Source organism: Arthrobacter sp., from assembly GCF_031179985.1.
In the GTDB taxonomy this organism is placed as follows: Bacteria; Actinomycetota; Actinomycetes; order Actinomycetales; family Micrococcaceae; genus Arthrobacter.
On the sequence record NZ_JAPSHJ010000046.1, the window covers coordinates 1 to 11,779 of the forward strand.

Annotated in this window: 9 protein-coding genes and 2 tRNA genes; 4 read left to right on the forward strand and 7 right to left on the reverse strand. The window is 63.2% G+C overall.

Features of this window, described 5'->3' with window-relative positions:
* Positions 1-83 precede the first annotated feature (83 nt).
* The 4 genes from RIN13_RS16640 to RIN13_RS16655 form a co-directional block, all read right to left on the reverse strand.
* Positions 84-157, reverse strand: a tRNA-Met gene (locus RIN13_RS16640).
* A 61-nt stretch (positions 158-218) separates the two neighbouring features.
* Positions 219-290, reverse strand: a tRNA-Thr gene (locus tag RIN13_RS16645).
* A 215-nt stretch (positions 291-505) separates the two neighbouring features.
* Positions 506-2,707 carry a DEAD/DEAH box helicase gene (locus RIN13_RS16650; protein ID WP_309108435.1) on the reverse strand — a complete coding sequence of 734 codons (2,202 nt, stop codon included), beginning with the start codon at positions 2,705-2,707 and terminating at the stop codon, positions 506-508.
* 488 nt (positions 2,708-3,195) lie between these two features.
* Positions 3,196-3,849, reverse strand: a complete 654-nt coding sequence (locus RIN13_RS16655; RefSeq protein WP_309108436.1) for an MOSC domain-containing protein — start codon at positions 3,847-3,849, stop codon at positions 3,196-3,198.
* 183 nt (positions 3,850-4,032) lie between these two features.
* Between RIN13_RS16655 and RIN13_RS16660 the strand changes: the two genes are divergently transcribed.
* The 3 genes from RIN13_RS16660 to RIN13_RS16670 are packed head-to-tail and all read left to right on the forward strand — an operon-like array spanning position 4,033 to position 7,389.
* Positions 4,033-4,686 (forward strand): Tat pathway signal protein, encoded by a 654-nt coding sequence (locus tag RIN13_RS16660; protein WP_309108437.1) that lies wholly within the window; start codon positions 4,033-4,035, stop codon positions 4,684-4,686.
* A gap of 1 nt (position 4,687) precedes the next feature.
* Complete coding sequence (locus tag RIN13_RS16665) at positions 4,688-5,899, forward strand: glutathionylspermidine synthase family protein (protein ID WP_309108438.1); 1,212 nt, start codon at positions 4,688-4,690, stop codon at positions 5,897-5,899.
* Entirely contained in the window at positions 5,896-7,389 is a 1,494-nt protein-coding gene (locus RIN13_RS16670) for an APC family permease (protein WP_309108439.1), read from the forward strand. The genes RIN13_RS16665 and RIN13_RS16670 overlap by 4 nt, the downstream gene beginning before the upstream one ends.
* Here RIN13_RS16670 and RIN13_RS16675 read toward each other — a convergent pair.
* The 3 genes from RIN13_RS16675 to RIN13_RS16685 form a co-directional block, all read right to left on the reverse strand.
* A complete protein-coding gene (locus tag RIN13_RS16675; protein WP_309108440.1) occupies positions 7,386-8,567 on the reverse strand; it encodes a cystathionine gamma-synthase in 1,182 nt (393 codons plus the stop codon). The two genes, RIN13_RS16670 and RIN13_RS16675, sit on opposite strands and share 4 nt — an antisense overlap.
* A 35-nt stretch (positions 8,568-8,602) precedes the next feature.
* Positions 8,603-9,988 (reverse strand): cystathionine beta-synthase, encoded by a 1,386-nt coding sequence (locus RIN13_RS16680; protein WP_309108441.1) that lies wholly within the window; start codon positions 9,986-9,988, stop codon positions 8,603-8,605.
* A 76-nt stretch (positions 9,989-10,064) separates the two neighbouring features.
* Positions 10,065-10,487, reverse strand: a complete 423-nt coding sequence (locus tag RIN13_RS16685; protein ID WP_309108442.1) for a VOC family protein — start codon at positions 10,485-10,487, stop codon at positions 10,065-10,067.
* 252 nt (positions 10,488-10,739) lie between these two features.
* On the opposite strand from RIN13_RS16685, the gene RIN13_RS16690 reads away from it, so the two are divergent.
* On the forward strand, positions 10,740-11,705 hold the full coding sequence (locus RIN13_RS16690; protein ID WP_309108458.1) for a 3-methyladenine DNA glycosylase: 966 nt from the start codon (positions 10,740-10,742) through the stop codon (positions 11,703-11,705).
* The last annotated feature ends 74 nt before the right edge of the window (positions 11,706-11,779 follow it).

Sequence of the window (11,779 nt, forward strand, 5' to 3'; positions counted from 1 at the left end):
CAGACAGAGTGCGCCTGGGGTTGGATCGGGCATTTAAGACAGAAGCAGGCCAGAGGCTTTACGCCTCTGACCTGCTGAAACTGTAGCGGTGGGGAGGCTCGATCTCCCGACCTCACGATTATGAGTCGTGCGCTCTAACCAACTGAGCTACACCGCCACGAATGAGAAAAACCTGCACCAAGCCGGTCAAAACCGCCTTGACACAGGCCCTCATTCAGAGCCCCCCACCGGAATCGATCCGGTGACCTCGTTCTTACCAAGAACGCGCTCTACCACTGAGCTAGGGGGGCAACGAGTAAATACTCTACCGGACATTCTTCCCACCAACAAATCGAGGAAGGGAAGGCGTGAAAGCCCGGGATGGAGCCGATCCTGCGGCAATTTTAAGGGCCTCGAAAGCGGCCGGGACAGCCTGATCCCCCGCACCTGTACATCGTGATTCCGTGCACTTAAAAAGAACGGGCCGGCCCGTAAAGGCCGGCCCGTTCTCAGGGTCTAGCTGGGCTTACCATTTGCCCTTGCGGTTGAAGTCGCGCTGTCCGCCTTCGTTGCCGTGGCGGGGCTTGCGCGAGCCGTCACCGTGGCCGGCAAAGCGGGAGTCGCTGGACTGTCCACGGCTGGCACCGCTGTCGGCTCCAACGCTTCGCTCGGTGCGCTCGCTGTACGTGCGTCCACCGCGGTCAGCAGAGGAACGCTCGCCGCCGGCGTAACCGCCGCGGTCGCCGTCGTTCTTCCGGAATTCCTTCTTGAATCCGCCGTTGCCCTTAAAGTTGCCGCGGTCCCCACCGGAATAACCGCCGCGGTTGCCCTGGTAACCGCCACGCTCGCCGCCACCGGAGGGCTTGCGTCCGTTGTCCAGCTCGAGGTGGATCAGCTCGCCGCCGATCCGGGTGCGGGACAGGGCGCGCAACTGGTCGGCGCTCAGGTCCGCCGGGAGCTCCACGAGGGAGTGGTCCGAGCGGATGTCAATGCCGCCGATCTGGGCCGAGGAGATGCCGCCTTCGTTGGCAATGGCGCCAACGATGGAACCCGGCATAACGCGCTGACGGCGTCCGACGGCGATCCGGTAGGTGGCGTTGCCCTCAGTGAGGGTGCGGGTCGGGCCGCGAGATCCGAAGCCGTCCTTGGCGCGTTCGCGCTTCTGGAATTCAGGAGCAGCAGGCAGTTCCTTGACCAGGAGCGGCTGTCCGCCCTGAGCCATGACGGCCAGTGCTGCAGCGATCTCGGCGGCGGGAACGTTGTGCTCTTCCTCGTAGGACGCAATGAGGTCGCGGAAGGCCGAGACGTCCTGGGACGCCAGGGTCTCCGTGATCTTTTCAGCGAACTTGCCAAGGCGCAGCGTGTTCACAGTCTCGGCAGTAGGCAGGTGCATCTGCTCCACCGGCTGGCGCGTGGCCTTCTCAATGGAACGCAGCAGGTACTTCTCCCGCGGCGTCATGAACAGGATCGCGTCACCCGAGCGGCCTGCACGGCCGGTACGGCCAATGCGGTGCACGTAGGACTCGGTGTCATGCGGGATGTCGTAGTTGATGACGTGGCTGATGCGTTCCACGTCAAGACCACGGGCAGCAACGTCGGTGGCCACCAGGATGTCGATGCGGCCTTCCTTCAGCGCCTCAACAGTGCGTTCGCGCTGCTGCTGCGGGATGTCGCCGTTGATGGCGGCGGCCTGGAAACCGCGGGACTTCAGCTTGTCGGCGAGGTCCTCGGTGGCCATCTTGGTGCGGACGAAGGCAATGACGCCGTCGAACTCTTCAACCTCAAGGATGCGGGTCAGCGCGTCGAGCTTGTGCGGGCCCATGACCTGCAGGTAGCGCTGCTTGGTGTTCGCGCCGGTGGTGGTCTTGGACTTCACCGAGATCTCGGCCGGGTTGTTCAGGTACTGTTTGGACATCCGGCGGATCTGGCTCGGCATGGTGGCGGAGAACAGTGCCACCTGACGGTCCGAGGGGGTCTGCTGGAAGATCTGCTCAACGTCTTCAGCGAAGCCCATGCGGAGCATTTCGTCGGCCTCATCCAGCACCAGGTACTGGAGTTCGGAGAGGTCCAGGGATCCCTTGGCGATGTGGTCGATGACACGGCCCGGGGTACCGACAACAACCTGGGCGCCGCGGCGCAGGCCGGCCAGCTGGGGTCCGTAGGCCGAGCCACCGTAAACGGGAAGCACGGTGAAGTCTTCGATGTGCTTGGCGTACGAGGTGAATGCCTCGGCGACCTGGAGCGCAAGCTCGCGGGTCGGAGCCAGCACCAGTGCCTGCGTCTTGCGGGACGGGCCGTTGAGGTCGTGGAGCTCGGCCAGACGGGAAAGTGCCGGTACTGCGAATGCTGCAGTCTTACCGGTTCCGGTCTGGGCCAGGCCCACGACGTCGCGGCCTTCGAGCAGCAGCGGGATGGTTGCTGCCTGGATGGGGGAAGGCTTCTCATACCCAACGTCCTGCAGAGCGGCAAGGACGCGGGGATCGATGCCGAGGTCAACGAAGCGGATGCCTTCGGCCTCGGTGTCAACGTCTCCAGCGGAGGTGTCAGCCTTCGGAGCTTCTTCGCGGGCGGCTTCCGCAGCAGGTGCAGCTTCTACAGGTGCAGCTTCTACAGGAGCGGGTTCGGTGAAGACGGGGGTGGAGTCAGCCGGTGCGGCAGCCTCGGGAGTTTCGACGTCTGCAGCGATCTCGATGTTCGCTTCGAAGGGGTCGTTCTGATTTTCGGGCATAGGGAAGAATTCCTCATCCATAGGGGGCCAGGCGGCACAACCCGAGGTGAGCGGAGCCGCAGTTCATGTGCCGTGGATGCCGGGCATACTTTGACCGGCCGGTCACGTAGAAGTCCGGCGCTTTCGCAATCCCGTGGCAGGACTTCCCGCTGCATCTCTTGGCTGCTATCCCAGCAGTCTGTACAGCGTTTTCTTTAGCCGGCTCTCCCTATGAAAATGCCCGCAATCACATTGTCGGGCCCCAACACTTGCCAGTCCTGCCTCAAAAATTGGGCAAGAATAAGGGATTTCCGGAGTGGGGGATGTTTCAAGTGTAGGGTACAGGTGCCAACTCAGGGAAATCGAGAGGCCGACGGCGGCCGTGACCTTGCGCACATGGCGCACCTTCCGGCCCGCACGACATCGGTGACGGCGCCGGAAACCAGCCAGGGTGGCCGGTAATTTATGCAACCCGGCACGCTTCCGGCGACCTCGACGGCGGCCGGGGCTTAGCCCGGAAGCCTGCGTTCCAGCCTGGCGAAAGCCTCCTGGAACTCCGGCTGCAAGCGGATCTCACCGTCGGCGTCGGCGTCCCGCAGTGCTTCCATGTCCTCAACAGTGGGTTCACTGAACCATTTGCCGATGCTGACACCGTGCGTGGGCACGTAAAGCTTGTGGATGTGGTCTCCTGCCCTGATGGTTCCGGTCCGGAGGACGCGCAGGTACGTCCCCACCTTTCCGGCTTCCGCAAAGCGCTTGACCCACTGCGCCTCGTTCATGCGGCGTTGAAACGTGGCGCAGGGCGTTCGGGGGGACGTTACCTCCACCTCGACGTCGAGCCCGATTTTCCAGCGTTCGCCGATGATGGCCCCGGTGGTTTCGATGCCGGAGACGCGCAGGTTTTCGCCGAAGATTCCGGGCGGAAGTTCCCGCTGCAGTTGGTCCGTCCAGTAGTCAGCATCGGCTTGCGAGTAGGCGTACAGGGCCTGGTCCTCGCCTCCGTGATGGAGGCGGCTCGCCTGGATATCGGCGTGCAGGCCGAGTTTGTGAACCTTCACCGGGCCTGTCACTGGCCGCTTGTCAATGGCAGTGACACCCACGCTCCCCTCGTCCTGGAGGAGCTGGTGTACGCGGCAGACTGCAAGCACGGCGGCGGTGTTCATGGCAACAGTCTAGGTTCTCCCGCCAGCGGCCTGCCTACCCGACTGCGGATGGGTACTGCTCCCCCAGAAACTGTTAGCCGACGGGGTTTGCAACGGCTAGGCTGATTTCAGGATTGTCACTCCGGCGTTAGACCATGCCCGCAGTGCGCCAACGGAGTCAGCATGGACAAGCAAGGGGGACCCATGAACCCGAATCAGGACAAGAACCGGGACGAAAACGACCACCCGCCACAGGAACCGCAGCCGGAGTGGAAAACTTCGCCTGCAGATTTCACACCGGACCCGTCAGGATCCAAGGCGCCGCCCTTCCAGGTTCCGAAGCCCGAGCTTCATCCGGAGCTCCTGAATCCCCAGAGTCTCCCCACCCAGCCACAAAACGCGGCAGAGCAGCAGGACGGGCCGCCTCCGCTGATCGACCCCTTCGTCCGCGAGAGGGAACGGGAACTGGCGGCCCGAAAGAAGCGTTCGCAGCGCCGAACCGTCGTCGTCGGCCTTGGCGTTACCGCTCTCCTGGCCGGAACGATTACCGCCATCGTGGCGAGCAATGCTGACGAGCCGGACTACGCGCAGGTTTGTTTCGACGAGGCAACGGGCGAACGAGTGGAGGACACCCAGTGCAACAGCAGCGCGGGCCGAAGCGGCGCACTCTACGCGTGGTACTTCTACTCGCGCGGCGCCAACGTGCCCGCGGTGGGACAGAACCGTTCCAGCTATCCCAGCTTCACCAGAAACATCCCCGAGGGAGCGAAGGCTTCCACCGGCTACAGCACCAAGGGCGGCACAGTCAGCAGGGGCGGCTTCGGCAGCAGCTCCAAGGGTGGAAGTACGGGCGGATAGCGTGAAGAGATTTTCCTCAACTCCCCGCCCCGGCTGGAAAGAGAAAATCCAGGAGCAGGGGCTGGTTTTCTCCACCACCACCATGCCGGACGGCAAGAAGATCGAATACTGGAACGAAGGCGCCTACTACGAGTTCAGCATGGACGAGGTGGAAACCCTCGAAAAGACTGCCGAGGACCTCCACCTCATGTGTCTGGAGGCCGCGAAGTTTTTGGCCACCGGCGCCATGGGACCCATCGGGATCGGGCCGCAGGCCCTTGAACTGGCAGCCGAATCCCTGCAGGCCGGCGACATGGATATTTACGGGCGCTTCGACGTCATCTATGACGGGCAGGGTGGCGCCGCCAAAATGCTGGAATACAACGCCGATACTCCTACCGGCCTCATTGAAGCCGCTGTAGCCCAGTGGTTCTGGCTGCAGGACGTTTTTCCCGAAAAGGACCAGTGGAACGGGATCCACGAAGCCCTCATCCGGCAGTGGAAGAAGCTCCAGTACCGGACGGGCATGAGCACGCTCCACATCGCGCACTCGGAGGCCGAGGAATCCGGGGAAGACTGGATGACTGCTGCTTACATGCGTGACGTTGCAGGCCAGGCCGGGTGGACCACGATCGGCATCAACATGTCCGATATCGGCTGGGACCCGAATCTCAACCGTTTTGTGGACCTGGACAATTTCATGATCAGCACCATCTTCAAGCTCTACCCCTGGGAGCTGATGATGAAGGAGCCCTTTGGGCATCGCCTCCTGCAGCGTGCCCATAACCCTCGCTGGGTGGAGCCTGCCTGGAAGATGCTCCTCTCCAACAAAGCGCTCCTGGCAGCCCTCTGGCACCTCTATCCGGACCACCCCAACCTGCTTCCGGCGTACCTGAACGATCCCGGGCCGCTCAAGGAATGGGTGGCCAAGCCTTTGCACGGGCGCGAAGGGGACAACATCCGCATCAACGCTCCCGGCATCGACCTGGAGATGCCCGGCGGATATGGTCGCGAAGGCTGGTGCTACCAGCAGTACCATCCGCTCCCTGATTTTGACGGCAACCATCCGGTGCTGGGGCTTTGGGTGGTGGATGGAGAATCCGTGGGCTGCGGTATCCGCGAATCCGACGGACCCATCACCGATTACTTCTGTCGTTTTGTCCCCAACACCATTGACGCTCCTGCTCCCCTCTCCGCCCAGACACAATCCAGCAAGGCAGGTATTGCACTATGAGCACCGAGACGACGACGCCGGGAGTCCCCGGTTCGCCCGTTCCCTCCAAAGGGTTGCGGGCCGGGATCCTGGACCTCGGTGACTCCGTCATGCTGGGCCTGGCGTCCACCGCTCCGGTGTACTCCCTGGCGGCCACACTCGGGTTGATTGTGGCGGTCAATGGAAACTACACTCCCCTGATCCTGCTCCTGGGCTTCATCCCCGTGCTGTTCATCGCGTATGCCTTCCGCGAACTCAACAGCGCCATGCCGGACTGCGGCACCACGTTCTTCTGGGCACGCCGCACTTTCGGTCCCTGGGCCGGTTGGCTCGGGGGATGGGGTGTCGCTCTGGCCGGCATCGTTGTGCTCGCAAACCTCGCCCAGGTAGCTGGCCAATATCTCTGGCTGCTCGTCGGTGACGGGTCCTTGGCGGAGAACAGCCTCCTTGTCACGGCAACCGGCGTGCTTTTCATCGCTCTTATGACACTGGTGAACTACCGGGGCATCCGCCTCGGCGAACACGTCCAGCGCGTCCTGACGTACGTCCAGTACATCTCCCTTGGCATCTTCGTGCTCGCCCTGGTGTTTAGGATTGCGGGTGGGGCTCCGGAGGGTCAGGCGTTCGATATTGAATGGTTCAACCCGGTTGGTGCCTTTGCCGATCCCGGGGCCGTGGTGCACGGGGCGCTCTTGGCCCTCTTCATCTACTGGGGCTGGGACACGTGCCTGGCCGTCAATGAGGAAACTGAGAATCCCACCAAAACCCCCGGACGCGGAGCGGTCATCTCGGCCTTCTTGCTCGTTGCCATTTACGTTTCCGTGGCCCTCCTGGTGATGCTGTACGCCACGATCGGTACCGAGGGAATCGGCCTGGGCAACGCCGAAAACCAGGACGACGTCTTCGTCGCCATGAAGGACGTGGTCCTGGGTCCGTGGGGCTGGCTCATCGTGGTGGCGGTGCTTGCCTCGGTGCTGTCCTCAACCCAAACCACCATCCTGCCAACTGCCCGCGGAACGCTCTCAATGGGAGTCCATGGGGCACTCCCGGCCAAGTTCGGCCAAGTCCACCCCCGCAACCAGACCCCGGGCTTTTCCACCACCGTGATGGGTGTCGCGGCCATTGCCTACTACGTGGCCATGAGCATCTTCAGCGAAAACCTGCTGTCTGATTCAATCAGCTCGATCAGCCTCTTCATTGCCTTTTACTATTCGCTGACCGGTTTTGCGTGTTTCTGGTTCTTCCGCGGAACGCTGCGCGAGTCAGCCAGGAACCTGTGGTTCCGCGGCATCCTGCCTTTGCTTGGAGCACTGATGCTGACGGGGGCTTTCTTCGTTTCTGCGGTTCAGATGTGGGACCCGGCCTACGGTGATACAGAGATCTTCGGGGTGGGCGGCGCGTTTGTGAGCGGCGTGCTCCTGTTGGCGCTGGGCGTGGTGCTGGCCGTGGTGTGCCGGTTTGCACCGGCCACCCGTGGTTACTTCGTCAGCAAGCAACCCGCTTTCCGCTAGCTGCCTGTACGGCCGTTGGAGATGAACGAGAAGGCGTGGTCCAGGTCGGCAATCAGATCCTCAACATCCTCGATCCCGCAGGACAGCCGGATCAGGTTCTCGGGGACAGCCAGTTCCGTGCCTTTGACGGAAGCGTGGGTCATCTCCGCCGGGTAGTTCATGAGGGACTCGATCCCGCCAAGGGACTCGGCCAAGGTAAAGACCGAGGTGGACTCGGCAACCTTCCTGGCTGCGGCCTCTCCTTCCTTGAACTGGACGGAGACCATGCCACCGAACTTCTTCATCTGTTTCCTGGCGAGCTCGTGCCCCGGGTGCGACGGCAGGCCCGGGTACAGCACGGCCTCCACCTCAGGGCGTTCCAGCAGCCACTCCGCCACGGCCTGGGCATTCTCGCTGTGGCGGTCCATACGCACGCCCAGGGTCTTGAGCCCGCGGGTGGTCAGGAAGGCGTCCATCGGGCCGGAGACGGCTCCGACGGCGAACTGTACAAAGCCGATCTTTTCCGCCAGCTCCGGATCGTTGACTACCAGGGCGCCGCCCACCACGTCGGAGTGGCCGCCGATGTATTTGGTGGTGGAGTGAACCACAACGTCGGCCCCGAAGGCGAGTGGGTTCTGCAGGTAGGGGGACGCGAAGGTGTTGTCCACCACGAGGAGGGCCCCGGCGTCGTGCGCTATGTCGGCGAGCGCCGCCATGTCGGTGATCTTCATGAGCGGGTTCGACGGCGTTTCAACCCAGACAAACCGTGTTTTGTTGGCCGCAACCGCATCCCGCACGGAGTCGAGGTTCGCCATGTCCACGGGTGTGTTCCCGATGCCCCAGTCGCCCAGGATGCCGTTGATCAGGCGGTACGTTCCGCCGTAGGCGTCATTGCCGAGAACGATATGATCCCCCGGCCGTGTGAGCGCCCTGATGAGGGAGTCTTCCGCGGCCAGGCCCGAGCCGAAGGAAAAGGCTGCCATGCCGCCTTCTACGGCAGCAAGCTGCTCCTGGAGGGAATCGCGCGTGGGGTTGGCGCCGCGGCCGTATTCGTAGCCGTCCCGGAGCCCGCCGATCCCGTCCTGCGCGTAAGTGGAGCTGAAGTGCAGCGGTGGGACCACGGCGCCGGTGCGTGGTTCGAAGGCCTGGCCGGCGTGGACGGCGCGGGTGTTAAAGCCGGCGGATTCTGGGACGGGCATGATGCTCCTTGATTCGTTGCTGAGTAGGGAGGCGGTCAGTGGCTGAGGTAGGCGAGCAGGTCGTGGCGGGTGAGGATACCCACCGGGGCGCCGACAAAGGTCACCATCACTGTGTCGACGTCGGAAAGCAGTTCGCGGGCGGCCGAAATGGTTTCCAGCGAGCCGATGACAGGCAGCTTCTCCCCCATGTGTTCGGCGATCTTGTCCGTCAGCTTCGCTTCCCCGCGGAACAGTTTGGCAGTCAGGGAGCGTTCATCGACGGCGCCCAGCACCTCGCCCATGACTACCGGTGGTTCCTGCGACAGGACAGGGATATGGCTGACGCCGAACTCGTTCATGATGTTGATGACGTCGCGGACGCTTTCATTCGGGTGGATGTGCACCAGGTCAGGCAGCTCCCCCGTTTTGGACTTAAGCACCTCTCCCACGGAGGTTTCCTCCCCGCCGGACAGGAAGCCATAGGAGCGCATCCACTGGTCGTTGAAGATCTTGGCCAGGTAGCCGCGGCCTGAATCGGGAAGGATGACCACCACAACAGCACTCTCCGGAAGATCCCGGGCGGTCTGCAGCGCTGCGACCACTGCCATGCCCGATGACCCTCCCACCAGGAGCCCTTCCTCGCGGGCAAGGCGCCTGGTCATGGCAAAGGAGTCCCCGTCGGTGACGGCGATGACGTTGTCAGGGACGGCTTTGTCATAGTTGGCGGGCCACATGTCCTCGCCCACGCCCTCGACGAAGTACGGCCGTCCGGTTCCGCCTGAGTAGACCGAGCCTGCGGGGTCCGCCCCGATGATCCTGACCCGGCCGCCGTCGGACTCCGGGCGGTTGGCCGAGACCTCCTTGAGGTAACGGCCGGTGCCGGTGATGGTGCCGCCGGTTCCCGCGCCGATCACAACATGCGTGACCTTACCGTCCGTGTCCTCCCAGATCTCCGGGCCCGTGGTCAGGTAGTGGCTGCCGGGCGCTGCCGGGTTGGAGAACTGGTCCGGCTTGTAGGCGCCGGGGATCTCCGTCACGAGCCGGTCGGAGACACTGTAGTAGCTCTGAGGGCTGTCCGGCGCGACAGAGGTAGGAGTGACTACCACTTCCGCCCCGTACGCCTGGAGGACTGCGCGTTTGTCCTCGCCCACTTTGTCCGGCACCACGAAAATGCACTTGTAGCCTTTTTGCTGGGCTACAAGTGCGAGTCCGACTCCGGTGTTTCCGGAGGTTGGTTCCACGATGGTTCCGCCGGGCAGGAGTTTGCCGCTGCGCTCGGCATCCTCAATCATCTTGGCCGCGATACGGTCCTTGATGGAGCCGCCGGGGTTCAGGTACTCGAGTTTGACCAGGACGGTAGCCCTGATGCCTTCGGTGACGTGGTTCAGTTTGATCAGCGGGGTGTTGCCGATGAGATCAAGGATGGACTGGGCATACTTCATACGTACAAAGTTACCGCTAGTACCGTGCATGGCCTTGGTCGGCCACACCCCCTTCTGCCCGGCCGGGTGCTGTTCGCTAGCCGGCCGGCTGCTGCTCGGCAGCTGCGCTCTGTTCATCTGGCGAGGCGTTCTGCCACAGCCCCATGAGATTTCCTTCGCTGTCCCTGAAGTACGCCGCGAAGCCCATGTCCATTACAGGCTGCTTGGGGGAAACCACTGTCCCGCCAAGGCCAGCGATTTTGGCCAGGGAGGCGTCGATGTCCTCCACGTCCACGGTGATGACGGGGACTGTGAGCTCCCCCTCCTTCTTGAACATTCCGCCGTTGATGGAGCCCGGTTCGGTCGGCGTTCCCTGTTGATCAGTTGGCGTCGTCATCACCATGTTGTAGTCCATATCCGGCACCGGGCTGATATCCCATCCAAATGCCGAACTGTAAAACTCCCTGGCACGGTCCTGATCGTCCGTGGGGATTTCGAAGTGCACAACTCGTCCAGCCATTGATTCACCTGACAATTCGAAAGGCCTGGCACGGGCGGTCCGCGCCACACGCAAATTCTAGTCTCGGCGCCCTTTTCAGGTAAGCGTGGGAGGGACCCTGTACGTGTGTGCCCCCGGCCCCTGCCCCGGTGATCAGTCCGCGTTCCTGTCAGCCGGGCGTGGGAGCATAGTCATGTGACCCCCGCTCCCCCATATACAGGCCTGGCGCCTGTAGACGCGTTTGCCGACGCCCCCGGCTTTCCCGGGGGAAACATTTCCGCCGGCAGTACCGCTGCTGCGGATGCCTCCGTCCAGTGGTCACCGGATGGGGACTATGACCTCCTCCAAACACTGGGCATCCTTCTGCGTGGAAACTCAGATCCCGCCGCCAGCATCCGGCGTGATGGATACTGGCTGGCCTTTACGACGCCGGATGGCCCTGCCACCCTGCGCCTCTCACCGTGGACTTCCGGTTCCGGAACGGTAATCGATGCTGCCGCATGGGGCCCCGGCTCCACTGCCGCGATCGAGGGCGTGCCGGCGCTGCTCGGGGCCGGGGATGACTGGTCCGCTTTTGATAAACCGGCGTTCCACGCCACGCTACCGCCATTGGTGATTGAAGCCCGACGCCGGAACAAGGCCGTGCGTCTGCCTTCCACACTGCGGGTCATCGATTCCCTCGTGCCTACGATTCTGGAGCAGAAGGTCACTGTCATCGAGGCACGCCGCGGCTACCGCTACCTTATGTACCGCCACGGCACCCCTGCCCCCGGCTCCGGTACGTTTGCCCCCGCCGGACTCCTTGTGCCGCCCACGCCTGAGGCATGGCTGCGCATTCCGTCCTGGGAATGGCATAAGGCGGGAGTGGGACCGCAACGATCCGCAACCGTGATGCGGGCGCTGCGCTCCGCCGTCGCGCTTGAACGCCTCGCCGACCTGCCGGCCGCAGAGGCAGCCGCAAAACTACAGACCATTCCGGGGATCGGGGTATGGACCGCCGCCGAGGTAGTGCAGCGCACGCACGGCTGCCCCGATTCCATCGCAGTGGGCGACTACCATCTCGCGGCTTACGTCGGTGCGGCGCTGACCGGCAGGAGAACGGACGACGCCGGCATGCTGGACCTCCTCGCACCGTGGAAGGGGCACCGCCAACGTGTTGTCCGGATGATCGGTCTGAGCGGCTTCCGCAAACCTACGTTCGGACCCCGGATGACCATCCAGGACCATCGAAGTCACTGACAGCCTCGCGGCAGGTTAACTCCAGAGAGTCCTGGAAGCCCGGAACCAGATGCCGGCAGCACGCATTCGCTGTG